Source organism: Aquibacillus rhizosphaerae (genome assembly GCF_030282825.1).
GTDB classification, from domain to species: domain Bacteria; phylum Bacillota; class Bacilli; order Bacillales; family Amphibacillaceae; genus Aquibacillus_C; species Aquibacillus_C rhizosphaerae.
The window spans coordinates 58,091-83,504 of sequence record NZ_JASTZU010000016.1 but is presented as its reverse complement, the minus strand read 5'-3'; the positions used below and the strand labels follow the sequence as shown (position 1 = coordinate 83,504).

At 33.4% G+C, this 25,414-nt stretch carries 30 protein-coding genes and 1 pseudogene; 4 read left to right on the top strand and 27 right to left on the bottom strand.

Going from position 1 to position 25,414, the window contains the following annotated elements:
* From QQS35_RS03380 to QQS35_RS03350, 7 genes and pseudogenes are all read right to left on the bottom strand, one after another.
* Positions 1 to 1,035, bottom strand: a 1,035-nt coding sequence (locus tag QQS35_RS03380; protein WP_285930375.1) for an LXG domain-containing protein, incomplete at its 3' end; no start/stop codon positions are given.
* 178 nt (positions 1,036 to 1,213) lie between these two features.
* Positions 1,214 to 1,702, bottom strand: a complete 489-nt coding sequence (locus QQS35_RS03375; RefSeq protein WP_285930374.1) for a thermonuclease family protein — start codon at positions 1,700 to 1,702, stop codon at positions 1,214 to 1,216.
* Between the two features lie 49 nt (positions 1,703 to 1,751).
* Positions 1,752 to 3,044, bottom strand: a pseudogene (gene dnaB, locus QQS35_RS03370) (replicative DNA helicase).
* Between the two features lie 4 nt (positions 3,045 to 3,048).
* On the bottom strand, positions 3,049 to 3,366 hold the full coding sequence (locus QQS35_RS03365) for a hypothetical protein (protein ID WP_285930372.1): 318 nt from the start codon (positions 3,364 to 3,366) through the stop codon (positions 3,049 to 3,051).
* Positions 3,363 to 3,767, bottom strand: coding sequence for a DnaD domain-containing protein (locus tag QQS35_RS03360; protein WP_285930369.1), 405 nt, complete (start codon positions 3,765 to 3,767; stop codon positions 3,363 to 3,365). The genes QQS35_RS03365 and QQS35_RS03360 overlap by 4 nt, the downstream gene beginning before the upstream one ends.
* Before the next feature lie 58 nt (positions 3,768 to 3,825).
* Positions 3,826 to 4,119, bottom strand: a complete 294-nt coding sequence (locus QQS35_RS03355) for a hypothetical protein (RefSeq protein ID WP_285930367.1) — start codon at positions 4,117 to 4,119, stop codon at positions 3,826 to 3,828.
* Positions 4,116 to 4,313, bottom strand: coding sequence for a helix-turn-helix domain-containing protein (locus QQS35_RS03350; protein ID WP_285930366.1), 198 nt, complete (start codon positions 4,311 to 4,313; stop codon positions 4,116 to 4,118). Before QQS35_RS03350 ends, QQS35_RS03355 begins: the two co-directional genes overlap by 4 nt.
* Before the next feature lie 422 nt (positions 4,314 to 4,735).
* Between QQS35_RS03350 and QQS35_RS03345 the strand changes: the two genes are divergently transcribed.
* From QQS35_RS03345 to QQS35_RS03335, 3 genes are read left to right on the top strand one after another with little or no spacing between them, the layout of a single operon-like run.
* A complete protein-coding gene (locus QQS35_RS03345; protein ID WP_285930364.1) occupies positions 4,736 to 6,832 on the top strand; it encodes an ABC transporter permease in 2,097 nt (698 codons plus the stop codon).
* Complete coding sequence (locus tag QQS35_RS03340; protein WP_285930363.1) at positions 6,813 to 7,679, top strand: ATP-binding cassette domain-containing protein; 867 nt, start codon at positions 6,813 to 6,815, stop codon at positions 7,677 to 7,679. Before QQS35_RS03345 ends, QQS35_RS03340 begins: the two co-directional genes overlap by 20 nt.
* Positions 7,666 to 8,322: a hypothetical protein gene (locus QQS35_RS03335; RefSeq protein ID WP_285930362.1), complete on the top strand. Its 657-nt coding sequence runs from the start codon at positions 7,666 to 7,668 to the stop codon at positions 8,320 to 8,322. Before QQS35_RS03340 ends, QQS35_RS03335 begins: the two co-directional genes overlap by 14 nt.
* A gap of 239 nt (positions 8,323 to 8,561) precedes the next feature.
* Here the strand turns inward: QQS35_RS03335 and QQS35_RS03330 are convergent, their stop codons facing one another.
* The 11 genes from QQS35_RS03330 to QQS35_RS03285 form a co-directional block, all read right to left on the bottom strand.
* Positions 8,562 to 9,071, bottom strand: coding sequence for a YfiT family bacillithiol transferase (locus tag QQS35_RS03330; protein ID WP_285930361.1), 510 nt, complete (start codon positions 9,069 to 9,071; stop codon positions 8,562 to 8,564).
* Between the two features lie 167 nt (positions 9,072 to 9,238).
* Positions 9,239 to 9,697 carry a GNAT family N-acetyltransferase gene (locus tag QQS35_RS03325; protein WP_285930360.1) on the bottom strand — a complete coding sequence of 153 codons (459 nt, stop codon included), beginning with the start codon at positions 9,695 to 9,697 and terminating at the stop codon, positions 9,239 to 9,241.
* 224 nt (positions 9,698 to 9,921) lie between these two features.
* Entirely contained in the window at positions 9,922 to 10,245 is a 324-nt protein-coding gene (locus QQS35_RS22880; protein WP_407933936.1) for a TIGR04104 family putative zinc finger protein, read from the bottom strand.
* Between the two features lie 91 nt (positions 10,246 to 10,336).
* Positions 10,337 to 10,852: a DUF6141 family protein gene (locus QQS35_RS03320; RefSeq protein WP_285930386.1), complete on the bottom strand. Its 516-nt coding sequence runs from the start codon at positions 10,850 to 10,852 to the stop codon at positions 10,337 to 10,339.
* Positions 10,853 to 11,267: 415 nt separating this feature from the next.
* A complete protein-coding gene (locus tag QQS35_RS03315) occupies positions 11,268 to 11,561 on the bottom strand; it encodes a DUF4306 domain-containing protein (RefSeq protein WP_285930359.1) in 294 nt (97 codons plus the stop codon).
* 122 nt (positions 11,562 to 11,683) lie between these two features.
* Positions 11,684 to 12,193, bottom strand: a complete 510-nt coding sequence (locus QQS35_RS03310; RefSeq protein WP_285930358.1) for a hypothetical protein — start codon at positions 12,191 to 12,193, stop codon at positions 11,684 to 11,686.
* Between the two features lie 106 nt (positions 12,194 to 12,299).
* A complete protein-coding gene (locus QQS35_RS03305; protein ID WP_285930357.1) occupies positions 12,300 to 12,494 on the bottom strand; it encodes a hypothetical protein in 195 nt (64 codons plus the stop codon).
* A 209-nt stretch (positions 12,495 to 12,703) separates the two neighbouring features.
* Positions 12,704 to 13,180, bottom strand: coding sequence for a hypothetical protein (locus tag QQS35_RS03300; RefSeq protein ID WP_285930356.1), 477 nt, complete (start codon positions 13,178 to 13,180; stop codon positions 12,704 to 12,706).
* Between the two features lie 114 nt (positions 13,181 to 13,294).
* Positions 13,295 to 14,548, bottom strand: coding sequence for an aminopeptidase (locus QQS35_RS03295; RefSeq protein WP_285930355.1), 1,254 nt, complete (start codon positions 14,546 to 14,548; stop codon positions 13,295 to 13,297).
* Positions 14,549 to 14,953: 405 nt separating this feature from the next.
* Positions 14,954 to 15,460 (bottom strand): GNAT family N-acetyltransferase, encoded by a 507-nt coding sequence (locus tag QQS35_RS03290; protein ID WP_331490638.1) that lies wholly within the window; start codon positions 15,458 to 15,460, stop codon positions 14,954 to 14,956.
* A gap of 556 nt (positions 15,461 to 16,016) precedes the next feature.
* Entirely contained in the window at positions 16,017 to 16,472 is a 456-nt protein-coding gene (locus tag QQS35_RS03285; protein ID WP_285930354.1) for a PH domain-containing protein, read from the bottom strand.
* A gap of 429 nt (positions 16,473 to 16,901) precedes the next feature.
* Between QQS35_RS03285 and QQS35_RS03280 the strand changes: the two genes are divergently transcribed.
* Positions 16,902 to 17,984 carry a hypothetical protein gene (locus tag QQS35_RS03280; RefSeq protein WP_285930353.1) on the top strand — a complete coding sequence of 361 codons (1,083 nt, stop codon included), beginning with the start codon at positions 16,902 to 16,904 and terminating at the stop codon, positions 17,982 to 17,984.
* Positions 17,985 to 18,244: 260 nt separating this feature from the next.
* On the opposite strand, the gene QQS35_RS03275 is transcribed toward QQS35_RS03280, so the two are convergent.
* The 9 genes from QQS35_RS03275 to QQS35_RS03235 form a co-directional block, all read right to left on the bottom strand.
* Positions 18,245 to 18,406, bottom strand: coding sequence for a hypothetical protein (locus QQS35_RS03275; protein ID WP_285930351.1), 162 nt, complete (start codon positions 18,404 to 18,406; stop codon positions 18,245 to 18,247).
* Positions 18,407 to 18,789: 383 nt separating this feature from the next.
* Entirely contained in the window at positions 18,790 to 18,975 is a 186-nt protein-coding gene (locus QQS35_RS03270; RefSeq protein ID WP_285930350.1) for a hypothetical protein, read from the bottom strand.
* Positions 18,976 to 19,056: 81 nt separating this feature from the next.
* The gene (locus QQS35_RS03265; RefSeq protein WP_285930349.1) at positions 19,057 to 19,563 is read right to left on the bottom strand and encodes a hypothetical protein; all 507 of its coding nucleotides are present in this window, start codon (positions 19,561 to 19,563) and stop codon (positions 19,057 to 19,059) included.
* Positions 19,564 to 20,141: 578 nt separating this feature from the next.
* A complete protein-coding gene (locus QQS35_RS03260) occupies positions 20,142 to 20,486 on the bottom strand; it encodes a hypothetical protein (protein WP_285930347.1) in 345 nt (114 codons plus the stop codon).
* Positions 20,487 to 21,165: 679 nt separating this feature from the next.
* A complete protein-coding gene (locus QQS35_RS03255) occupies positions 21,166 to 22,185 on the bottom strand; it encodes a DUF2268 domain-containing protein (protein WP_285930346.1) in 1,020 nt (339 codons plus the stop codon).
* A 375-nt stretch (positions 22,186 to 22,560) separates the two neighbouring features.
* The gene (locus QQS35_RS03250) at positions 22,561 to 22,710 is read right to left on the bottom strand and encodes a hypothetical protein (protein WP_285930345.1); all 150 of its coding nucleotides are present in this window, start codon (positions 22,708 to 22,710) and stop codon (positions 22,561 to 22,563) included.
* Between the two features lie 297 nt (positions 22,711 to 23,007).
* Positions 23,008 to 23,631, bottom strand: coding sequence for a hypothetical protein (locus tag QQS35_RS03245; protein WP_285930344.1), 624 nt, complete (start codon positions 23,629 to 23,631; stop codon positions 23,008 to 23,010).
* 551 nt (positions 23,632 to 24,182) lie between these two features.
* Entirely contained in the window at positions 24,183 to 24,626 is a 444-nt protein-coding gene (locus QQS35_RS03240; protein ID WP_285930343.1) for a GNAT family N-acetyltransferase, read from the bottom strand.
* Between the two features lie 211 nt (positions 24,627 to 24,837).
* Positions 24,838 to 25,353 carry a hypothetical protein gene (locus tag QQS35_RS03235; RefSeq protein WP_285930342.1) on the bottom strand — a complete coding sequence of 172 codons (516 nt, stop codon included), beginning with the start codon at positions 25,351 to 25,353 and terminating at the stop codon, positions 24,838 to 24,840.
* Positions 25,354 to 25,414: the final 61 nt, after the last annotated feature.

Sequence of the window (25,414 nt, the reverse complement as noted above, 5' to 3'; positions counted from 1 at the left end):
ATAGATACCTTTGGGAACACCAAAGGTCATCGCATTACCAAAGTCACCCACAGAGTCGAATGTTTTATCGGAACGTTCTATATGATCGTTGACTATCGTAGAGAAAATTTCTAAAACACTATTCGTCGTTTTAACACCCATCTTTTTTGCTTCATCTAGCAGAATATTTTTCATAACTTCCATGGATGCTTTTGCTGATTTTGCAGCTTTTACTCGATCTTGTACTATTTCTGTAGTCATGACGTTATAAGGAATCTGACTTACCTTTTGTCCTATCAACGTTTGGAGTGCCGTATTTGATATTAAAACAATATCTTCAACACTTGTTTGTTCCCCTTGCCTTTGTTTGTGCAAATAAGCTTCTGTTCGACGTTCTTGTTCTGCCTTGATTTGATAGACTTCGCTTTGATGATAGGCCTTTGCGTTAAAGTGAATCGGAGAAATACTACCACCTTGTGACGTAGCTTCCTGTAGAGATTGGAACAGTCTTACAGCATAAGACTCTTCTTCCTCCGATGACTTATAGTCAATTGTCAGTGCTTCATCTAGCTGTTCAACTGCTTCTAACGTTTCTCTTCGTTTATTATGGACCTGCGACATATTCTGATTGAAATCATTCCTGGAAAAAGTATCTAAAGTTATGATATCATCAATCCCACGAAAAATCGCTTCTAAATCATTCCGTTGGGCCGTAACTAAATCATCGGCTTGCCGTTCCCCTTGTTGGACATCTTCTTCGAGAAAGGCTGTATGTACAACAGTATTTCCGCCTAATTTTTCCTGCTCTAATGCTCCCTTGATTCCTCTTAAAAAGGCAATCTGGTGGTCTACTAATCGCAGCCACGCTTCTACCACATCCACCTGCGCTCGATAAAAGTCCTTAATGGCGTCTGCCCCTTGCCCTTGAAAATCACCTGCATAAATCATTCCTTGAAAATCACGTTTTAACCCAGCCAGTTGCCCACGCAATACTCGATAATGAGATTGCCTTTCATTCATGGTAGCTACTAAAGCTTTTGAATCTAGTACCTTCAATCCCCCACCTCATTCCCAAAATATTCCTACCTTTATGGTAGCGATTCGGTTGAGGAATTGGTACAGTCCATATTTCCTGTTTTATCCATATCGTGATAGGTTTTTAGATGGGTTAATAAAAATGGTGTAGGTAAATAGATTTACATATTCTTTAGTTTTATAATAACAAGTGTTATATCTATGTTCTATTTAGAACACTCCTCCCCCAAATTCCCTTCCATCCAACCTTCGCCCTTTCTTGCGCCTTCACATACCGTTGATAATATTTATAGGGAGGATGATAGACATAGGCTACATGGGCTAATCCTTCTTCCAACAACAACTCGTTTAGCATAACACCGTCAACCCATACGTAAGCTAGTAATCTACCATAATCATCATACCTTGGCCCATCATATTCTAACTGTACTTGTTTTCCTATCAGTATCTGTCTCGCCCTAGCAACCGCTTCTGCACCGAAGGCTTCGTCTGGGATATCTGGATGGACAGTTTCGGGTGCATCAATTAACAGTAACCGCACATCAACAACGTTTCCGTTTACATACACTTCTATCGTATCGGCATCAATGACTCGTTTTACCAATGCAATATCTAAATTAGATGCGATTTGAAACGTGGATTCTGGTTCAACCGCTACCTGTGTTGATCCTTTCTCACTGGTTTTCACCTGTGATGACCCTCCTTAGTTAACCAAACGACAGGTATCATTAAGCCTTCTATGCTCCTTCATATCTTTTCTTTCTTCCGTTATTTTTCAAATTTTGAAATCTTCCAAACTCCTCGAAAAAGGCTAACTCAACCATTCCAGTTGGACCATTCCGTTGTTTTGCTAGAATGACTTCCAAGCTGTTTGTATTTTCTGCGCCCCTGTCGTAATAATCATCCCGATAAAGAAAGACGATTACATCGGCATCCTGCTCAATGTTGCCTGATTCTCTTAAGTCAGACATAAACGGTCGTTTATCTGGGCGCTGTTCAACACTTCTGGATAACTGCGACCGTAACACGATCGGAATGTTCAACTCCATGGCTAGTAGTTTTAAATCCCTTGTGATTTCTCCGATTTCTAAATCACGCCTTTGCCTCTGGCTAGTCGGTGTCATTAGTTGCAAATAGTCAATAATAGCTAATTGTTTTTCATCTGGATAATCATGTGCCGTTTTTCTTAACGATGCACGAATATCACTAATGGTTCGGTTATGTTCCTGAATGGAAAGCTTCCAAGTAGAAATTTCACCAACCGCTTGAATCGCGGTACCATAGTCCTGCTCATTGAACAGCAAGCTACGCCACTTTTGATTATGGATATTTCCTTCGGCGGAAATCAGTCGCTGGAGCAGTTGTTTTTTTCCCATTTCCAGGCTAAAAAAAACTCATGCCATGATTGCGCAATGTCCTGCTGCTAGATTTAAAGCAAAAGCAGTCTTTCCAACCGATGGACGAGCGGCAATGATAATTAATTCACCTGGCTGCAAGCCACCTGTCATGTTATCGAAATCGTTATAATACGTTGGCAAGCCCGTACATGCACCCTCACCAGTAAAAATCATATTGGAGATTTCTTTTAAGCAATCCGTGTTATCCGTTTCTTGCTTGTCCATGCCTAACTCCTGACAAGTCTGTAAGGAGCTAATCAGTTTTTCTAATCCTGTGTCACTAGGGTTAGTGGCATATTTGACTGCTAACTCACGAGATTTACGGTGACGATACGCTTCAAAAAGCAGGCGCTCGTACTGGAGCAGGCTATCTGTACTAGGGACTGACTCCGCAAGTTTTAACAGATAGGCAGTACCACCCACTTGTTGGATGATGTCTTTTAGATTCGTAGTCACTGTAACCAAATCAATGGCTTGCTGTTGATCTGCAGCTTGTTGCATTGCTATGAAAATAAGCTTGTGCTTTTGGGATCCAAACTGCTCTTCCGTAACCGTTAAATTGCTAAACAGCGTGCCTTCTAACAAGATAGAACCTAATACGGATGCTTCCGCTTTGTAGTTTGCAAGATTCATTGACCTATCTCCTTGAAAAGTGTGTCGAATTGCTGTTGGAACTGCCGCTTCGTCTCTCCTCAGGAACCTGGGCTGCTTCTCTCTTCCATTGACGCATTTGCTCTAGATAAATGTTGGTTGCTGGTGGATAGGCAGCGATTTCTGCTAGGGTCGGCGGATATGGGTAATCCGCTGCATAGGCAGACAACTTTTCTAGCACGTTGTTGTAATCCATTAGCTTTAACTGCGGCAGCAGAATATTTACTTTTCTTTTCGTGATACCATACTTCGGATAAAGCTCCGCAATCGTATCTAGAACCTCAAAGGCTTGATTCTCATTCATGACTGCATCTCCCTGCGAATTTCATCTAACATTGCTCTATTCTTACTTTTATTTTTGACAAAAAACCGTGTTGATTGGGATCGTTTTTTCTGTTTTTCATAGTTTGTGACTTGTTCCAAGGTGGTTACGCCAGCTTGTACCCATTCTTTTAAAATCGCCTCAAGATAACTGTATGTCCTGCCACCTTTTTGTACGGCAAGCTGGATTCCTTCGATCACTAGTTCATCGCCTAAGTCATGACACCAGGCAAGAAACGATTCACGTACAATCGGTTTGATGATGCCAAAGTTTTGTTCATAAACCGTGTAAGCATTTTGTGCCTTTCCTCTTCCTCCTCCTCTGTTTTGTTTTTCTATTTCTTTTTCTTTATGTATGTCCCGTGTTTCGTTACCGAATGGCACCGGGTTTTGTTCCTGGTTTTGTATCTCTACCATTCCATGTGGAGCTTGTGACAAGTTTTCAAAATAGGGAAACCAATGATTTCATTTGATACGTTGCTGCTTTGCCTTTCTCACCTGGTACGTAGCTAATTAGTTCGTTTTCCATCAGTATTTTTCTCGATTCGATTCGTTGGCTAGATAACCCTGATAAATTTTCGATGATCGAATTTGGGGCATTAAACGTTTCCATCCATCTAGCCGTATTGTTCAATACCATCAGTGTGTGCCATAATAGTGCCGCATTCGGAGAAATTTCATGAAAGGACATCCACTCTTTAAACGCAGTTAATTCTTTAATATAGTTCACCTTCATTCACCAGCCTTTCTTCCTACAGACACACTTGCTTGCTCACGAATCCAATTATCAACAGCTTCTTTTGAAAAAAGAATTTTTCGACCAAACCGAATATGCGGAAAGCTCCCCTCGCGAACCAAATCATAAATCGTATCCGTGTGCACACCTAAATACTTTGCTACATCTTTAACCGTAATCGTACAACGTTCCATTGTTTCATCCTCCTCTAATTTGTCTTTCGAATCTATAATCGTTAGGAGGTTGATGTTAGGTGTCTTCGTCCGGTTAAATTGGGTGGGATATCGACTGAAACCAATTGTGGTCCTAGCAAACGGCGGTGGAAGTTTAGAGGAATCATCAAAAAGAGTCAGGTACCGCGTGTAGATATTTGTCTGAACGCCTGTTACCAAAAATATTAAATACATACACAGATGTTTCCCAACCAACTGGACTTAGTTTTCCTGTTGAACTAGTTAAGTACTTGCAGCTTGCACACTCCTAAGAACACCATAATCGATACAGATTATAACAACTTATTACTTTTATCAGCATTTACTAGACTGATTGGTTTTGATATTATTGTATTTACCGTAAAATAATGGAAAAGGCATTATAAATTAAAGGAGGGTGTTTAATGATATACAGAATATATCAATCTACTATTTTCACTAGTAAACTAGCTCTTCGAACCTGGCTATTTCCTATCTTTTTTATATGTTTAAATAGCTATATCATATATACATTTTACATTTATAGATTTCAGACATTTTCCCCTCCCTCAGCTCTTACTACTTCGAGTTATTTTGTTATATTTGGAATGTTAGCCTACCTTTTATTTGGGATGTGGATAATACGAGTAGAAAAATCAACTAGTATGAGTGATTTAACATTACTTATAGATAACGGTTACCTTTTTGGTTTTTTGAGTAAAGTTTTAGTAGGTATAATAACGATCCTAACCAGCCAAATAATTTTAATGGCCTCTTATATCGCTATATTCTACGGGCACCCAATAACAGACGTTCCCTATTATCTAGCTGTATTCAAATACATAACTGTTTTTTGGAGTATTTCCTTTTTTATTAGTTTTTTGCTAGGGATGTTGTTAGCAAGTGTTATAAAAGGTAAAAGTGTCTACCCGGTTTTGCTCTTAGTTTTTTGCTTTTTGATTCCTATTAATCATGTATTTTTGGAATCAGCTAACAGAGTTCTTAATTTTGATTTGGACAGTTGGTTGAATCTTGGAGAACCTAATCCTTATAGTGTTTATCATGCTTTCTACGGGTTTTCAATCGATTACTTCCATTGGATGAAAAAGTTATTATTCCTATCTATAATCTTTCTATTGTTCATTTTTTTATTTATAAAGAAGAAAATAATACATCTTGGGAAACCAACATACATTGTTTTGTTGCTTTTCGTTATTGTATTTTCATTTTCGGCCATTGAGATAACAAAAAAAAATCAAATTCTAGTAAATGATCCAACGAGGATTATTGATTACTATCGAAATAATGAACAAGCCCTCTTAATGGATGACCAAGCAATTAGATTAGATGATTTTGATATTTTTTTAAAACCTAACGCACACCTTGAGGCAGATGTAACATTTACTATCACAAATGAGGGTAGAGAGGAATTAAATTCGCTTCATTTTGCACTCTTCCATGAACTTAAAATTAGTGAACTGCATAGCAATGGAATAGCGCTAAACTATGTTCAAGATGGAGATTTTGTTACAGTTGAATTAAATAATGCTATTGAAAGCGGAGAAAAAATTGATATTTCAATGCACTACGAAGGACTTAAAACAAATCTCTATTTTGGAAATAACCAAGCTATTTATCTGCCACACTATTTTCCGTGGCTACCTAGTACTAACCTTAAACCAGCATTTGACCTTGTGACGGACCAAAAAGGTTTACACAGAATTAAGCCTAGTTATCAGGAAGAAACAAACTATCGATTAACGATTAACTATGATAAAAAAGTTTACACAAACCTAAATAAACAAGCAGAGGGTACATGGTCTGGAAAAAGTTCTTCTGGATTATCTGTAATTTCAGGAATGCTAAACGAGAATAGTCAGGAGAATTATCAGTGGATTTATCCCGTAACATGGGAACAATCTGTTGAAGATTTCAGTACCTTCGAGACCTACTTCCGTATGTTTTATAACACGATAACAAATAGTTTAGACTTAAACATTGAAAAACCAAATAGAGTGTTTTTTATTCCTAACTTAAATATTAGCGATACCTTAAATGGAGAAAGTGTATGGGTGAATGGAAGCGACCTTATTTTAGGAACACCAATATATATAGAACCTGATCAGGATTATTTTGATATTTTTCAAGCTGAACTCACATATGAGCTAGTTCCAGCCCTTACAACTAATAAATTAAATACAGACATGGATGATTATGAATTCCAAGCTCTTTTTAATATTGTATTCGCCAAAGTTATAAACAAGCAGATGAATATAAACGATGATACTGACACGTTAAAATTTTTTATAAGTGAAAAATTAACGGTAGACCAAGATGTAAATACAGTTGTTAAAGAATTGAAAGATTTTCTAAGTAAAAAAGAAGCAGAAGATGCTAACCATCCGCTATATCAAGAATGGTTACATTTAATTGAATCGAAAAAAAGTTGGGATGAGCTATATGCGTTAATAAAACAATTTAATAACAGAGAGGTGAGTCCAAATGGAAAAGATCCAGCTTAAAAATATCAACAAACAAATGAAGAGAAAAGATATTCTTCAAAATATAAATTTAGACATACACGGATCTCTTGGTTTACTTGGACCCAACGGAGCAGGTAAAACAACGCTTATGAAGATTATCACGACATTAATTCAACCGGATAGTGGTACCATTCAATCAGAGAACCTTAATTGGGAGAATACAAAAGAAGTAAGAAAAAATATTGGATATTTGCCACAACACTTTTCGATGTATAAGAACATAACTGTGAGAGAATGTTTAAATCACCTAGGAAATTTGAAAGGAATTAGTATGCATAATAGATCTAAAGATATTTTAACTACAGCTGAAAATGTAAATCTTATAGATGTATTGGATACGAAAATAAAAAATTTATCTGGAGGTATGTTAAGAAGGGTTGGAATAGCCCAGGCTATTCTTGGCAATCCAAAGTTGTTAATAGTTGACGAGCCAACTGTTGGACTAGATATTGAAGAAAGAGTTCGGTTCAGAAGGCTACTTCGAAAGTTAGGTAGGGATCGTCATATTATAATATCCACACATATTGTGGAAGATATTGAAACTACCTGCGATTCTATCTGTATATTAAAAGATGGAAAGGTTCTTCAAACTGGGAGCAAGTCGGATTTATTAGATTTAGTTAGAGGTAAAGTGGTAGAAGATATGGTAGATTTAAACGATACTTACCTAGAATCACTTAGACTTATATCAACAAGAGAAGCAGGTAACCAGTACAAGATAAGGTACTTTTCTGATTCTGTTAACCAAAATAATATAGTTGAGCCTGCTTTAGAGGATGCCTATTTATATCTTATGAAGGAAGAGGATACTAATGATCGACGTTAAGAAGATAAATGTTATGTTTGAAATTAAATCAATGGGAATCTCCTTTTATCTTCCAATTGCCGTATTGTTATATTTACTAGTTCTCAACTATACCGGATCTGGTCCCGATTTCATAAGGAGGCTATCACTCTTTATTGAATTTATAGTTTGTCCCCTTGCAGCATGGTGGAGTATCTATTTACTGCTCGATTATTACGAAGAAGGACTTGAAAAACTTCTTTTCAGCTATCCCGTATCCGTCTTATTTCACGGACTAATACGCGTATTGCTATTCTTATTTATCTATTTGATTGGCGTACTTTTGGTATTGTTTGCTATTTCGCTTACGCATAACACAATGGGCCTTAAATCGCAATTACTACAATATTACCCACAATGTTTACTGTATGCTGCCGTTGGCTTTTTCCTAATGGTGGCTACTAGAAATATTATAGTGCCACTATTGTCGATAACAGGCTATGTAGCGGTAAAATTTTTCACAAGTGGCTCACAATTGTTTCCTATCTATAATATAATGGCTTTCGACTTTGTCCACTCTCCTCAGTACCTATTGGAAAAAGCATTACAAAACTTGCTGTTAGCGATACTTTTCTTCCTGCTTGGTCATGTTTTTTTAGTGAAGAGAAGTAAAGCTTTGTACTAAAAGTATTGGAATAGGACAAGGTAGCTGATAATTAGTTATCACTCTCTATATCTGGTTCAGAAGTTTCCCTTTCATCTACATTTCTCAAACGATACCTACGCTTTGCTCCTACTTTGTCTTTTGATTAGACATCCAAATAAAAATTTGTAAAGAGTAAAGTGTTGAAGAAGTCTTCTATTCCCTTCCCCATTAAAAATTGACTTATCCAAAATTGATAAGCCAATTCCTAAAATAATATGCTAAATTGATAACGCAATTTTTATATGGGCCAAGTGATGTTCTTCATGCCAAGCTAATTTTGCAACCTTTTTTGCAACTGTTATTTTACCGTTTACCTGATGAATAAAAAATCGATCTAATTGATGTTCAGTTAAACTATCACCCAAAGATACAATGCGTTCATTTATACCTTCCAACATTTTTATAGAACTTTCTACAGGAAGCTTTGTATCCGGTTGAGTAGCCCATTTTTCTTGATCAAAACCTGGTACTGATGGACTATCCTCTGTTAACGCTAGCTTCAAACGTTGGTACATGTTCAACTGTGAATCTGCAATATGATGTACCAGTTGATGAACTGTCCAGCTACCATCACGATAATTTTTGCTTAACTCCTCCTTACTCAATGCGTCCACTGTATTTCTTAATCGAGTCGTGTAAGTTTCGATTTGCTTTAACCATTCTTGAACATTTTCAAGTGTTACTTTTTCGGGTACTTGTAATTTTCCAATTGGGTATCTTACATCCATTTTTTCTATCCCCTTTCCCCTATTTATTATTTCGGTATTAACCTACAATATAACTAATCTACTTAATTATTGTAAACCTATGGACGTTATACAGAATCTATTTGGAAATGAAAAAGTGAATTAACTCGGAAACGAGTGTGGTAATTGGCACATTCCTAAAGTTACAATCAACAACTTTGTTTAGATAATTCCCAATCAATCACTTTTTCTGTATATCCTACTTTTTTCATACCTAATTTTTCTAAAACTCGAATAGAACCATCATTGTCTTGCAGTGTATCAGCTATTACTTTTTCTACCTTAGATGTACCAAAAGCCCATTGTATTAACACTTCAACAGCTTCCGTAGCATAACCATTATTCCAATAGTCTTTAAGGAAACCATAACCAATTTCTACTACTCCGTTTTCATCTGGTTTATCTTTAAAACCTAAATCACCTATTACTATATCATCAGATTTACGAACAACCATCCAACTCCCCCAGTTTAGTATAGAAGGGTCTTTATTTAATCGCTCCAAATAATTTGATATTTCAGGTCCATTATCATAGTTTTGTTTTATAGCAATTTGGACAGTTTCTACTGTACAAGATATAATTTTTAATCTATTAGTTTCAAGTTTCATTTGCGTGTCTCCTTTTGTTTAAAAAATCACTCCCACTATTAATTGATGTGATTTACAAAACATAGAGCTATTCCCTTTCAAATTTAAGAATAGTTAATTATACCATTTCCCCAAAAATTATCGCTTCCTATTTCCGTAACCTGCTGCGTTAATCAATAAGAGGTGCAATTACTTTTTTGAAATAACGGGCACCCGTTGTTGGATAAAACTATATCAACTTCTTTTTAGTAATCTGATTTATAATTAGTACGATATTTAGATTTAAATTTAACAATGAAAGGAAATAAAATTGTATGAATACTTACTGATATTAAAACTGCCAATATATAATAAACGAATGATGTATATAAAAAATTTTCTATTAAAAATAGCGTTAATGTAATTATAGCTAGCGCCATTAAATACACTAAAACCTTTGAAGAAGTTTCTATATAGTGTTCTGTATCACATTCTTTACAAATCAAAGATTGAAAATTTCTATTTCCGATTTGGGATTTGCAAATTTGGCTCCATCTAAATCTGGTTAAACATTTCTCGCACTTTTGCACAGTAGAACTCTCCCTCTTGTTAAGTTAATCCTCCACCTTAAACCCGAAGTTCCCCTTGTTGTGTTCAAGCAACAATAAGTGAAGATTGTATTTACAGTCTCTTTTTTTGTGAATCAATCGCATTCTTTAAATCTTCTGGTTTACGAGTACCAATAACAATTATCTGATTTTTCAAATGTAACTCCAGAGCCTTGTTTCCATCCATATTATAAGCCCTTTCACCTTTAAAGTTTATTCGAATCCCCCAACCACCAAATCGTTTTAATGGACTATAAATAATTGATTCATAGTTTTTTATATCCTTAAACAGAAACTGTTTATAGCGAAAATGGAAAGGCATATATCGAATATATAGACCCTCATCACGTACTTCTATTATAAGTTTGCTGAAGAATAGCAAAATTATTGGTACAATAACACAAAAAAATAGCCAAAGAATAATTAAAAACACATCTGGAGCTGGTTTAGTACCAACTGGTTTTCCTAGAATTATTTGTTGAATAAAATCATACCACAAAGGAAAATTAAACAAAGAAATAAATATCCACAACAGTATTGAACGTGGTTTTTGAATTTCTCTAAAAATAACTTTGTTTTGTTTCTCTATTTTTAACACCCTCTTTTATAGGAAGTGTTTACCTTTAACTTTTACAGAAATAATCTATAATACATTTACGGTCAACTTTTAAAAAGGTTTCTTCAACAAACCAGCGTCATAACTTGAAGTAGAACTGCTCATACATTGATATTAACATAAAATTCCAGTAACTTTTCAAAAACAAAAATAGGATCGCCATAATTGACGACCCCTTGTTTAACTATTGTCATCCATTTGTTTAATAACTTTCATTAGCTGGTTTTCCATTTTTTCACCCTAAAGAAGAAAATAACTGAAGTAATTAAACTGAGAATCCCTATACTTAGCAAGATAATAGAAATGATTTTTCCACCTATTGTTGGTGAGTCAGATATTGTTATTGCTAATAATGAGTACAATATACCAATAGTAAAGAGAGAGTAATTTAACCTATTTTTATTTGTTCTAAGAAGTAAATAACAACTAAGAAATAAAATATATGATGACTACATACAATCAAAATCGGGAAAATAGGACTAAATTTAGCCGCATATATAAAATGATCCAGTTGCGATATATCGGCAGTATCTTTAATTTCACCGTTCAACAATGTTGAAAAGAATGTAGAATTATTCCATTCCCAGGGGTTGTCTCTTATGGCACTTCCTTCATACCAAGCAGCTAACGATGATAAAAATAATACAATCAATGCCAATAGATACTGGATTATATATTTCATTAACACTCCTCCTAGTATAGGAAATCTTCTTATTCCACTAAACTGCTGTGTTGATAAAACAAGAGGTGAAAATATTACTTGAAGTAAAGCATCCCGTCAGTGTAATAGTTATATGTTTCAAATTAACCTTCTTCAGCAATTAACTCACCATCTTTTGATATTGCTTCATAGTGATATGGAACGCAATCGTCCTCATTAAACAAACTCTCTAAAAAATAACGTCTATCGTTTGCATCTTCTAATTGTAATTCTTTGTAAGGTCCATGTTCTACTGACAGCCTAACTGTATCAACCTCTTGATTTGAAATCATTCCATAGTAATAGCATACTTGAGGATTTGAAGTACCTGTATATCCCAATTCTATTTTTTCCTGATCATGTTCACCACGCTGTCGTGCTGTTTCTACAATACCTTTTATCTTCCAATTACCTAATATGTTCTGTTCAAGAAATCCAAGGTGAATTTTTTGGCTCTGATTATAATATAAGAAAGACCATTCTCCAGCAATTTTTTCAATGGTTAGAACTGTAATTGAATCTGCTCGTTCACTGTATAGTATATCCTTCACCTCTGGTGGCTGGTTTCGTTGGTAAAAGACGTATAATGCAGATAATAATAGAACGATAACCACAAATATTAAAGTTTTCTTAATAAGAAACCCCTCCCTAAAGTAGTATTAAAACAACCTGCTTCTTTAAGGAAATAAGTGCTGTATCCATTGTTCCAGATAGCATCCGTTAGTATTGTGCAGTAGAAATTATTAGTGATGCAAAATACCAAATAAGCAATGTGAATGATCCGGTCATAAATATTGTGTTATAGGTAGTTCCTTCATTATTCTTCACTTTTCTTATAATTGATACAAAGTTTAGACAAAAGACAATACTCAATACTGGTAATGCATAAAACCCGAGAATTAGAACAATATCCATTAAGAAAATCCCCTTAATCATTTAAATAATACTTACTTTAAGTACATTTACTTAATCTAATTTTAACATAAAATTCCAATATTTCTTTAAATAATAAAATAAGATCGCCGTAAACGACGATCTTATTTCGTGAAACATACTCTCGATAGCGACGCAACAGTAGCGACAGCTTGTTCCACTATTGCACCTTTTAGTGAAGAAAGATTTTATTATTTAAGACTTCCTAATTCGATAATCTCGTCTTTAATAAATTTCCCTAACTTCCTTGCCAAATCATCCACTTGATTTATTTCAGTAAGAATGTAGAAATTAGAGTGCATAGAATATGGTGGTTCTAACTTGTTATCAATTATAAATTCAATGCCCACAATTCCTCTTTGCTCATGAAGAAAAAATCTCATAGATAAGAAGTGCGTAGTATTTTCATATTCATGTCCAGAAACCCAAGTGAATTCATTCTTACCAAGTTGATTTGTGAAATTTTTAAGGCCATTTTCTAGGTCTTCTAGGTATCCATTGTCTAAATAAATATCTAAATCTACATTACAACCACTACCATAAAGACAAAGGTTTACTTCAAAGAAATCAACATCAGTCCATATTTTTTTCATATTAAATCTTGGATTAGCCAAAAAATCACGACCTCTCACATTAAATCCTTGTACATAAACGACCCGTTTGTTCAAGTAAATTCTTCCACAAACATCCCCCATAACCTTCATTTGGTACAGGAATACTGCCCAGTGTTTTCACTATAACTAGCACTCAGTATAATCCACCAGAAAGTTAGTTTTCTCTATTTAGAACTGGTAATTCCCATCCTTCATCAACAGGACTTCAGTTCCACCTTCTTTAATTCCCACTACTTTCATATCTTCTGTACCAAAGGTTACATTGACTAACAAAAGTGAAGTATTCATACCCGCTTCCTTCAATTCTTCCTCAGATTGGTCAATGCCATTTTGAATATTGGAGGTAGATGCATTTCCGATTCCAATATGACAAGCTGTATTTTCATCAAACAAGGTATTATAAAAAAGAGCATCTGTTTGAGCAAGAGGAGATTTATTAGAGACCAAGGCAATTTCTCCTATATAATGCGAACCTTCGTCTGTTTCGATGAGACTTTGTAACACTTCTTGTCCCTTTTCGGCATAATAGTCGGTAATCCGTCCATCTTCAAAAATTAGATAAAATTCATCGATGACACTTCCCCCATAGATAAGAGGTTTAGTACCTACCAATTTGCCATTCACCTTATTTTTATGGGGAGCAGTAAATATTTCTTCCGTAGGAATGTTCGGAAAGAAAGGTATTCCATTTTTATCTATCACACCCCCACCGATATAGAGATGATTTTTAGGTAGACCAACTAATAAATCAGTTCCACGGCTATTTGCAAAATGCAGGGCTTCAAATTGGCTCTCGTTTAGGATTTTTTTTCGAGACTCGAAAGCTCTATTGTGACTCTCCCAATCTTTTATAGGATTTTTTCCATCTGCCCGAGATCCTTTTAAAATTAATTTCCATAATGATTGTAAAGCTCCTTCTTTACTTAAGTTGGGAAAAACTTTAGTTGCCCATACAACGCACGGGACAGCTAGAAGACACCAGCGTACCTCGTGAGATCTAATTTTCGCATAATGATTCTTCAATTTGGAACGAGAAGCTTTTTGGAAACGACTTATCCTTTCTGTAGAAACCTCCTTAAAAGCATCTAAGTTTTCAGAAATAATATGGATGTAAGCAGCACCTCCATCGTCCCACTCCTTAAAACGGGCAGCCTGCCAATCAGAAAAGTGATCGATGACACTATCTGCTGCATTTAAGTAAAATTCTTTGGTAGACTGTTCATCTGTCCAATCTATAATTACATTTGAAGCTCCTGCCTCGTAGGCTACCGTTTGGATTAAACGTGCAAACGTAGCATTTTGTATATCACTATGTATTATCAATAATTGATTTTTTTGCAGATTTACACCAGCTCGCACAGCAAGTTCTGCATACTTTTTCAACTGTGCTTCACTTATAAATTCATATATTTCTTTAATCATTTAATATCTCCTCTGTGATGTTCTTGTATAATTTCATTACAGAAGCCTAACCTACTTGAACTAAACTGCCATTATATGTAGTATGGATTTTTACCGTATTCAACGTAAGTAAAGTATGAAAAATGCCATTTTTGTATCATGGTAAAGCATTATATATAGTAAATAATTATAGTTCTTAAACGCTTGACTATGGTTACATGGAAACAATAATAAAGGGCACGCCATATCAATGTTTTGAAACGGATACTATATATAAGAAGCATTTACTTTAAGATCATTGATTCACTTTTAATTTTTTTAAAAAAACTCTAATAATTCTAAAAAACACTTCATGACAGACAAATCGCCAATAGTATATTTGGATTCTTTGTGGTACTAAAGCTCTCGTTAGTCTAAAATATATTTTTATAGAAATAAAACCATATGTTCTTCATCATAATATGTATTATCAAATTTCAATGCTTTTTTATCTTTTCCAAACACCTCAAAGCCACAAGAAGAGTACAATTTCTTAGCAGGAAGATTAGTTGTTACAACTGTTAAATAAATTTGTTCAATACCTTCTATGTTTTTTGCTTTTTCAATTACTCTAAAAACTAGATTTTTTCCTATTCCATTGCCACGTTTTTCTGGTTTTATATACATCGCTACAATATTTGCTCTGTGTCTCAACTTAAAAAGTTGTTCCTTTACTAAAGTAACGACACCAACAAGTTGTGAATCTTCAAAAGCACCAAAAGTAAGTGTGTTTGCGGGTGCATTAAATCTGTTTTTGTATTTTTCTGCTCTCTGATTCTTTTCTTCTTCATAGCTTGATGCAAAAGCATATGGGCTATTTTTAAGTGCCTCAAGCCTTATAGAAAGATATTCTTCAGCATCAGGTGAATTTAGTTGTCTTATTTCCATTTTCATCCAATACCCCCGTGTGTTTAAGTCACTGTTTCATAATTAAAATAAATTTTGGATTAGAACCTTTATTCCTTCATATATAGCTATTCCTACAACAACTCCCAAAACCATTGTAATAAAGTTCATAGGTTTCTAAAATCCCCTTCTTTCGTATATGCACCTGTTAGTTTAATAAATATGTCTATTTCATTGATTTCCGAACACTTTCTTGTACCATTAACACTTCTGATTCCATATCTATATTATTGACTTCCTAATCATTCACTATAAATTAATACTCCTGATCCAAGAGCTAATTCACCTACGTCTTCTTTACTTCAACCACAAAATGAACAAGCTCCTACGTTAAAACGGTCAATCCGTATGCCATCACATTTATTGATACTATTATTGTTATGGATATCTATACCTGTTGAAACTGACGACTCATATAAACACCTTCATTATCTATTTATCAAATATGTACTATTCGTTTATAAAACTAACTGGCCTTTACTTGAAGAAGAATATAGAAGCTGTCGAAACGAAAAAAATTCATTCGACTCTTCGTCCCTTATATTTACTGTAATTCCTCACATTCTTGTATTTTTAAGTTAGGACATCGTTTCTTTAATTCTATAATAAACTCTCCTTTAGCTCTCGGTGATATTTTTATACTTCCGAAGAAAGTTGTATTATTAAAAATTTCAAGAGCATCTCTCGATGACAATACTCTATGTCCTGCAAAAATATCTGTTGTATGTGATACCTTTATTATATTTTCGTAAGGAATTCGACTTCTAAAGGGTCCTCCTTTTATATATAAATAATCTTTATAGAAAATATACTTAACTGAGAAAGCAGTCCAGAAAATAAAACTTATTACTAAAAGGAATATTGAAATAAGAGTTAGAACCACTGATAATTGAGTGCCACCTTCAAAGAATAATGGAAAAAATGATACCAAAACAATAACAATCACTACAACCACCATAAACTTAATAAAATAAGAATCTATTTTTGAATGAAATAACAAAACTAACAGCACCTCCCTCTCGTTAACTCGTTATTATTGAATACGTTAAAATAATCTAAAAGTTTCAGTTTATTCCGCTAAACAGGTGCATATCTACGGAATGTTTTCCCACCATATTCATAGTATTACAAGATATAAAAAATTGGCTCAATATTAACTTCATGCAAACATTATCTACAGTAAATATTTATAGTTTTCAACGGACTCAGTGATAGTACTTAGCCCACAGAGACTCCATAATATCTAAAATTATTTTAACATAAATACCCAAATTCACTTGCAAAACAAATGATGAAGAAATCCTTGCCTTATTACCAGTGTTTTTCTTCGCACGAATAGCGCCAGGCACCTATAGGCATTTAACAAATATATAGTTTTGCCGATAATAAAAAGAATTGACATACATAAAACAAACACAGAGGTGACAATATGAGAAGTAATTTATTTGCAGCAATAATATTTGTAATTTTATTAACGGCTTGTAGTGAAAATCAAATTTCTGAAGTTGAAAAAGAAGATGAAATTACAAAACAGGAAGAGATTGAGACTCCAACATCCTCATTGAGTGATGAAGTAGTAATGGAAGAAATATCAGTGGGTAGCTCTTACGATTTAGTGATCGACATGTTTGGCATGCCTGCTAGTGAAAATGAGGTAGAGCAAAATGGGTTAACGGATATGATTTACGAGAATTATCAATTTTTAATGGACGACAAAAGCGTTATTGGTTTTAGAACTCAACAGGATGACGTTCCAACCAAGTCTGGTATATCAATTGGTGATTCTGTAAACGAACTTCTTAATAAATATCCTAATAATACGGTGTTAACCATTGGTTCTGAATATTACATGTATGATGATCACTATTTTTTATTGTTTGAAGTAAGTGAAAATATAATAAAGAGTATTGGATTGTTTGACAGGGAGACTTATTTGTCATTCTATCAATACACGATAGAAGAAATATTAATAGCTTCTGATAAATTTGATACTCCATTTGTTGAATCCACGGATAATAAAGACGAATCAAGTCAAGTTGAAGCCGATACAAATAGTGAAATGGCATCTAATGATCCTACATACACAGATGATCCGAGTAGTGCAGAAGAAGTTGTGGAAGAAGAAATTGTTGAAGCAGATGTGGAAGATGAAAATGTTAATGAGCCGTATGATCCATTTGCAGAAATAAAAGAACTTACAGCATTCAGTAAAACCATTCATATTGGTGATGATGAATCTATTGTACGAGATTTCTTTGGAAAAGAATACGTTGATGCTATGGACGACGATGAGAGTATGAACATTTACGACTTCCCACCTGTACGATTTATAGCGTGGGACGGTATTATAAAGTTTATCTCTTGGGGAAGAAGTGGTTCCTTTGAAGATTGGGAAACAACGAAGGGATTGGAAGAAGGTCCACACTTGAACAATCCAAAAAAGCTTATGCTGCATTTGATTATCAACTATTATATAAACAAGGAAGGGAACAGCCAGCATACATGGTCGTAAATTATCATGACGGTTTACTCGTGTTAGAGTTTTTCGAAAATAAAGTAAGTCTGATATTCCGTTGTTCTCCGGAAATGCTTGAAGACCATCACATTAAAAATACTCTATTTACTTATGATGAATTAAGGGAACAGCCATTTTAAAATCCTGATAGGCAAGGGCTCGGTATTGTACTGGACTCTTGCTTTTTCATTTTGCATAATTAGGTTCTAGTTCTCGTGCCCTTATTTTGCCAGTAGATTAAGTAGTTGAAGAATAATTTATTTGTTTTCCAAATCCTCTATACGGTTTTCTAGGTTAGTTACCCTTTCGATTAATTCCCTATTTGATTTTTTCATTCGATAGGATACCATCTTAAAAAATGAAATAACGACTAATAAGAAGACAACACCACCTAATAAATACCCGATAATGATTTCCATATAAACACCCCTTCCTATCGATTGTTCAGCTCTCTCGCCGTTTGTTTAATAACTTTATATTTTATAGGTATAAGATATAGGATGAAATTAATAAAAAAACAATTATTTCTAGATAGAATACATAACTATTAAGAAAGGAGATACCTATAAACGAAAATCCAAACCGCTGAGCATGAGAAATATCTTATAATACAACTATGCTTTTATCACTTCAATTTCATTGATACCTGCTTACGCCGGGTAGGATTCGTCAATTCCACCATCTATCTAAACCCGCACATTATCGTCTTTTTCAAAAGTGTTTGCATTAACATAAGTTAGATATATTAGGCTTATATATCCAGATAACCCATCCATTACAATAATTTTTCATCATTAATTTCCTAATTTTTTATTTCATCTTTCGTAAGAAACTTATCTCCTACCAAGTAACTGATTATGGCAGCCAATGGACCAATAATTATTGATAAAAAAGAGTTTATATCAGAAAAAAAGAATTCCTTTACAAAAATGATAATTCCTACAAATACGCCTGTAAATAGAGCTTTATCAATATTTCTTATCTTCATAATAATCACCCTTCTTTGCAATATGGTAAAATACAAAAGGTCATTGGTTATTCCATTTGCGCACAGTAGGTTTTTCACTACTTACTCAAGAATAAAAACTCCAGCCACAATTGCCATCCAAAGTTCTTCTGGAAATTCATTTTCAAATACATCGATTCTATACCTCTTACTATTCATTAATCTTCCTATAAATGATGATATCAAGTTCCCCTGAATAACAACTTTCTGTTCAGAATCCTTTACCGCAAAAGATTTGTCTGCAATTTTAAATTGAACACCAAATACTTCATTTTTAATTCTAATAGAATATTCCTTGAAAATGGTACTTTTTTTATAAATAGGAACCTCATCAATTGTTGAAACATGAGTTTCCTTTGAATCTTCAATTTCAAATTTAAACCTTAGAACATTAGATTTTCTCAGGGTTGCTTTATAAAGTAATTCTGAACCACTATAAAAGTGATAATCAGGATTAAATTTTATCTTTGGTTTAACTGTTAATATGATTAAACCATTCTTTCGTTTTATTTTTTGTTTCAAAAAGCCTAATATTGGATAGGTGTAATAAAAAGTGTTCTTTATAACCACCACTCCCCCATTTATTTTTCCACTAATCTATTATTTACAAAATAAGAGGTCTCGCGAAGACAACAGTTAATTCAAGATAAACAACTTTTATTGAAATAACGAAAGACTTCAATTTTATCGTATTCCTAAAAATTCGTACTGTCGTTTTTCTTAATAAAAATAGTAACATATTTCAAAAACTAAAATCCTACCTACAATTAAATTAGCCACAAAAGGGTATGCTGAATTAATAAGAAAAGTCACTAATAATGTTAAAGCGAACTACTTAGCCATTATCGACGATACTTTTGTTGAATTCCTTCACCATTCATATAATTTCTTTACTTTAATGTGAAAGTCATTTTAAATGAAACAGCTCCTGCTAAAATACCTGACACACTTTACTGAAATTACCATCCCCATTTCATAATGAATTTCAGCCTCTAATAACAAGACATTTTTTGATCGTTATCCTGATATTTTTCAGTGAAGTTGAATAACCAAGAGCCAAAAATGCAGTTTAATGAATAAATAATATACATTTGCTTCTTTTAGATGATATTGGAGTATTGAACTAACGTTACATTCAGCTCAATATTCTAATATTCCTCTTCTACTTCAAATTTTAATCTATCTAAATCCCAGACATCTTCAGCATAATTTTTGAAAACTTTTACCGATACTTTTTGCCCTTCATCATAATCTTCTGGATTAGAAACTCGAATAGTTTGTGATTTTGACTTCTTTTTAAAACTATATATTTCATTAGAAGTTCCTTTTTGGCTAACTGTTGACCATGCTTCGATGTCAATTTCCATATCTCCACTTTTTTCGTTAATTTCAGCTATGTTACCTTGAATAAAAGTTCCTGCTTCAATCTGGGAACAACTTATCATCGTAATAGTTATAGTAGCAACAATTAAGAATATCTTGCTTTTCTGCATATGGTAATCCCCCTAACTTAATCAATAATCCTATCTCTTTAACACAATTAGGGTTATATCTTTTAGTTCAGATAGGCATCCCGTTTGTTTAATTTTTTTATAGGTATAAAATCCAGGCAAAAATTACGAATGCCCCTCCTGTCACAATTGACTTTGCTGGAATACTTCGAATTTATTCTGTTAACGGAGATTTTATTTATTAAAGATTTTTTTATAAATCACTATGGCAGTAAGTATTATCAAAACAGCTACCATAAATTGAAAAACTACACCTGCAATCAATTGAAAATTATAGATTGTCATGATTCATGCTCCCCCTTACTTACAGTAACCTGGTTCGTTATTACAATAAGAGATGCCGCATCGAAGACTCCTTAATAATCGCACCAGTTACTTGAACAAGTTATTTCATACTTTTCTTCTGCACAAATACCCAACCATACTCTCACGCTTCGATTTTTTAAACTTAATTCATATTCCACTTTGTAACCCCCTTGTATTTAACTAAACTGTCCTTTAACAAAATAGGAAATAGGAGCTACCGTATTCGAAAGCCCTTGTTCACTACTGCTATCCAATACTTTAACAATAACTTATGCAAATGCTTCAATAATCTAATTGTTCTCCTTGTTACAGATAAGCACTCGTTTGTTTAAATGTATTAATTCACAAGTTGTGATTATTTATCAAACTTCTTTTCCTCATAATTACTTTTTTCAAGAATTTCTATTGGGGACATTTTAGACCACTCTAAAATTGTAATATCAGGATTTTTTTGAATAAAGTTCGTCATAATTGCGTATCCGATTTTATAATTGGATCTATCTGGAATTCCTTTACTTCGAACCCCATTAAATAAATCATCAATAATTGAATAATCGGTAGAATCTATATTTTCATTTAATAAATTCCATGTAGCTTCTTCTTGTGAAGGAGAAAAATGGCTCCACGGTGGTTCAATTTCTGGATACAAAATCCGTGAAAATTTGTCAGCTCTACCTTCCAACAAGACCTCCCCCAACACAGTTGTATTATTGTAGTTGTCTTTATCCTCAAATAAAACGGAATGGTGATATTCATGGGCAACAGCAAGCTTCAGCATATCTTCATTTAAAAAAGAAGGTGCAATCTGAATAAGAAAAAAATCTTTATTCCAAGTTAGACCTGAAACCCCTTTTATCCATTTCATTACAGATGCATTTTTTGGATTAGCAGGAAATACATAAACAGTTTTATCTGTTCCTGGTGGGAGTTCATTCACCGACTTTTTTAAAGCTTCAACTATTAAACTATTTATTTTATCTTGATCTTCTAAAAGTGCTTCATTGTATCTTTTCAAAATTTCGGTGTTTGTTGGTGTTCCTAAACCCCAATTACTAGATAAAGTCTCACCATAGTACTCCCCGAATACATCTTTGGAGAATGGATTTAAAACTGACTCTATGTATAATTCATCTAAGTTACCTGGCTCTTGTTCTGCTTTTTCAATATAGTTTAAAAACTCTGCAAAATAGTAAACAACTTTAAATTCATGCTTGTTATGCACAAATGTAACGGGTTCTGAATTTAGAATTGCCTTAGAACCTGTATTTTCATTTTCTTGTGCTGTATCATTTGAACAACTAACCATAAGAAGAATTAAAATAAGAGAAAAGAATCTATAAACTCTTCTGATATCAATCACCTTCCTTTTGCCCATTAATCCAGCACCATCAAAAAGAGTTCCATGTTAATTTTCCAATATCTCTAAATAACGTTAAAATAAATCTTAATGGAAATAAAACAAATTTAGGGAACAAATGAGTTAACACTTCTTATGTATTCTTTTCTGCTTTTTATCAGCCAAATAACCAAACTTTCTTTTCTTGTGCTAAACTGCCACTTTACTTTGACAATGAAAAGCAAACACCCTTACTAACATTCGTACACTTTAGCTATAATCTTATAGTATTTGACTATTTCCTCCGCCACCTATAATTAGAGTCGGTGAACTAATGTCACTCAGTCTTTCCCGTCTAACTTATTCTCTTCCCAACTAAGCTTTAAATCTGTCCTATACCAATATTTAATTGTTTCACTTGTCTTTTATATTAAATCTAGGTTTACTAAAAAATGCTCCAAGAAACAAGAATAAAAAAGAAAGTAAAAATCCAGTAGCCCCTTTATCAAAATAAACAAACAAAGGAATAGTTACAGCTGCAAGAATAAACATTAATTTCATCATTGTATATCACCTCATCGTTACATGTAATAACATCAAATGGGATTATTTTTAAAGTGGTTTTCATATATCTGGTTCAATCACTATGTCAATTCCGTCATACTTTGTTTCTTTTCATTACCCGCTTCATCTTTTACAAAATTGTTTTCATGATTATTTTCTAAATACCCCTCCACTTTTGTTAACCTGCTAATTTAAAGCTCAATAACTCCCTCCCTTTTATGCTACAGCTCCTGCATCGACAACTCTTTATAAAAGTTTGAGTACATCGTTTCACAAAACAGAGCTTTTTACAGTTCTTTAGTTTTGATATAAACTTTTTTCTTCTATTTTTATCTTCAGTAATAAGATCATATCATCTTGTTTAATCATTTTATTTATTGATTCCTCATTTTGTAAGTCGATCGTGCTCATTGAATTACTTTCCGTTTCTCTATAAGCTGCTAATATTTTTGTTTCACCTAATTCTAACTCTACTTCTTCATTACCAATAGCATAGTCCCAAGAACTAAACATATCAGTCTTCGATTCCTTTTCAATTAATGAAGGATGAGTGCTCACACCAGGTCCATAAAGAAATACTAAAGTATCTTCTGCGTTCGGACCAATCATTCCAAACCCCAAATGTCCTTCGGTAACTTCATTTGGGCTGTTACCATAAGATAATTGCGTTAATGGTTGAAAATCTATTTTTCCATCATTATATCTTTCTACCCATAGATTCACCCAACTCTTATCTGCATTAGGTAATTTGAAATTAAAATCATATAGTATTCCTAAGTTTAAATCCTCAAAAGTATTTACATATTCAGACTCAGAATTAACTGAAATAGTAGGTGTTTTATCAATTGTATTAGTGCAACCAGAGGTTAATATTAAAAATAATAGTACGATAGAACCGAAAATGAAATAGTGTTTTTTCAAAGAGCCTCGCCCTTTCTTAAATTGAAATATTATTCTTACCAATATTTTCTAAAGAACGAAATAAAAATATAAAAGATAGAAGCAATTAATCCAACAACCAAAATAAATAGTAATAAAAACCATCCAAAATCTCTGATTGTTTCCATATACTCCCTCCTTGTTAATCCAAATAAGTAACTGTTACATATCTCTGTCCTCAACCACTATTGCTTTAATAGAACAAGAATCCATTTCCTAACTTAGGGATGGTGTTATTTAATTGAATATATCTTTCAGATAGGATCCGAAATTATGCCCCGCGGAATACATAGTTTTACAAAGCTGAGTAGTCATTTCTATTAAAGCGGTCAATCCATACGTCCACACATATATTGATGCTACTATTGTTATTAATATAATTACCTGCTGAAGCTGACGACTCATATAAACATCTCCATTATCTATTTATTATATAGTTCACTATTCGTTGTTAAACAACGCGCTATATTAGTAAAACAAGGTTGCATTTTCCTAATTAAAGTAAGCAACCGTTAATAGAATCAGAAATTCTATTAACTTAGTATTTTTACCATAGTATAATAACTACTACCAGGAGGATAATCTTTAATTTCACCTACAACTTGAAATCCTTTCATTTCATAAAAAGCACGGGCTTGAAATTCGAAAGTGGTTAAAAGTACTTTCTTTGCACCCTTCTCTTTAGCGATTTTTTCCGCTTTTCCAAGAAGGTGCCCACCTAAACCTTTACCTCTGTATTCTTCACGAAACCAAAAATTGTTAATCTCCATCCAATCCCAATAAACATCTGCATTAATACCACCAATCCAGTTTTTATTGTGATCAGACACAATTATGTTTATTGGCTTTACAGCTTCCTTTTCCCTCGCTTCTTTATGATATATGGAATACATATTGTTAAATTCTTTCATTTTCTTATGTAAAAAGGTTGAAAAGTTTTCGTTAGCTTCCAATAAAATTTCTATATTATAATTCATCTTCTTTCGCCCCATAAATTGTTGATATATGTCTTTATTTCATAATCACGTCAATTTACTACGTACAACTGTTCAGTTATTAATTTTAACATAAAATCCCAATAACCTTTTGGATTCAGACAAAATTAATAGCACACAAAATCTTTTTTTGAGTTCTTTCACCATTATACTGAAGTTTACAAACTACTAATTCATCCTAAAAACAAAAATTCTATTTGATAATTGTGTACTTATAGTTTGGCCCTTCTTTTCTTTTTTTGATTATTACGTTCTCATCCAGTCCATTACATATGGAAAAATAGCCATCGTTCAAGTGAAGCCCAATACCAACTAAATAACAATAATCCGTTGCTTTTGTATCATATCTTTCAATAATTTCAATCCTATTCACCCGTTTACCAATAGCAAAATGAAGGTCTTCTAACATATTCTTTTTCCAACTAAGCTTTAAATCTGTCCCATACCAATTAAGCTCCTGTGAAATCAGAATTTCATTAAACGTAACAGCGTATTCATCCGTTTTATACGCACATAATTCTAATTGGCAATCCTCAAAACGGATAATCACGGGACAATCATTAAACCATGTATTTTCATCATGTCCCCATGCAACCCATATTTCTTGTACATTTTTACCAATCAGATATTCAAATTTAGTTCTGTGGTCTTCTATAATATCCGATGAGTTAGTGTATATTTTGGGATTAAAATTTTTGATTCCTAACATTTAATTCTCCCTTCACAATGGAGAAATATTTAAGCCAGAGGTTAAATATTTCTGGATAATC

Excerpts from the sequence above, each read along its gene's own strand:
- QQS35_RS03290 (WP_331490638.1), bottom strand. The coding sequence starts at position 15,460 with ATGAAAATGGAAATAAGACAACTAAATTCACCTGATGCTGAAGAATAT.
- QQS35_RS03235 (WP_285930342.1), bottom strand. The coding sequence starts at position 25,353 with ATGTTAGGAATCAAAAATTTTAATCCCAAAATATACACTAACTCATCG.
- QQS35_RS03340 (WP_285930363.1), top strand. The coding sequence starts at position 6,813 with ATGGAAAAGATCCAGCTTAAAAATATCAACAAACAAATGAAGAGAAAA.
- QQS35_RS03250 (WP_285930345.1), bottom strand. The coding sequence starts at position 22,710 with ATGATGAAATTAATGTTTATTCTTGCAGCTGTAACTATTCCTTTGTTT.
- QQS35_RS03295 (WP_285930355.1), bottom strand. The coding sequence starts at position 14,548 with ATGATTAAAGAAATATATGAATTTATAAGTGAAGCACAGTTGAAAAAG.
- QQS35_RS03315 (WP_285930359.1), bottom strand. The coding sequence starts at position 11,561 with ATGAAATATATAATCCAGTATCTATTGGCATTGATTGTATTATTTTTA.
- QQS35_RS03325 (WP_285930360.1), bottom strand. The coding sequence starts at position 9,697 with ATGAAACTTGAAACTAATAGATTAAAAATTATATCTTGTACAGTAGAA.
- QQS35_RS03280 (WP_285930353.1), top strand. The coding sequence starts at position 16,902 with ATGAGAAGTAATTTATTTGCAGCAATAATATTTGTAATTTTATTAACG.
- QQS35_RS03355 (WP_285930367.1), bottom strand. The coding sequence starts at position 4,119 with ATGAAGGTGAACTATATTAAAGAATTAACTGCGTTTAAAGAGTGGATG.
- QQS35_RS03305 (WP_285930357.1), bottom strand. The coding sequence starts at position 12,494 with ATGGATATTGTTCTAATTCTCGGGTTTTATGCATTACCAGTATTGAGT.
- QQS35_RS03270 (WP_285930350.1), bottom strand. The coding sequence starts at position 18,975 with ATGAAGATAAGAAATATTGATAAAGCTCTATTTACAGGCGTATTTGTA.
- QQS35_RS03240 (WP_285930343.1), bottom strand. The coding sequence starts at position 24,626 with ATGAATTATAATATAGAAATTTTATTGGAAGCTAACGAAAACTTTTCA.
- QQS35_RS03335 (WP_285930362.1), top strand. The coding sequence starts at position 7,666 with ATGATCGACGTTAAGAAGATAAATGTTATGTTTGAAATTAAATCAATG.
- QQS35_RS03345 (WP_285930364.1), top strand. The coding sequence starts at position 4,736 with ATGATATACAGAATATATCAATCTACTATTTTCACTAGTAAACTAGCT.
- QQS35_RS03330 (WP_285930361.1), bottom strand. The coding sequence starts at position 9,071 with ATGGATGTAAGATACCCAATTGGAAAATTACAAGTACCCGAAAAAGTA.
- QQS35_RS03365 (WP_285930372.1), bottom strand. The coding sequence starts at position 3,366 with ATGAATGAGAATCAAGCCTTTGAGGTTCTAGATACGATTGCGGAGCTT.
- QQS35_RS03275 (WP_285930351.1), bottom strand. The coding sequence starts at position 18,406 with ATGGAAATCATTATCGGGTATTTATTAGGTGGTGTTGTCTTCTTATTA.
- QQS35_RS03260 (WP_285930347.1), bottom strand. The coding sequence starts at position 20,486 with ATGCAGAAAAGCAAGATATTCTTAATTGTTGCTACTATAACTATTACG.
- QQS35_RS03255 (WP_285930346.1), bottom strand. The coding sequence starts at position 22,185 with ATGGGCAAAAGGAAGGTGATTGATATCAGAAGAGTTTATAGATTCTTT.
- QQS35_RS03350 (WP_285930366.1), bottom strand. The coding sequence starts at position 4,313 with ATGGAACGTTGTACGATTACGGTTAAAGATGTAGCAAAGTATTTAGGT.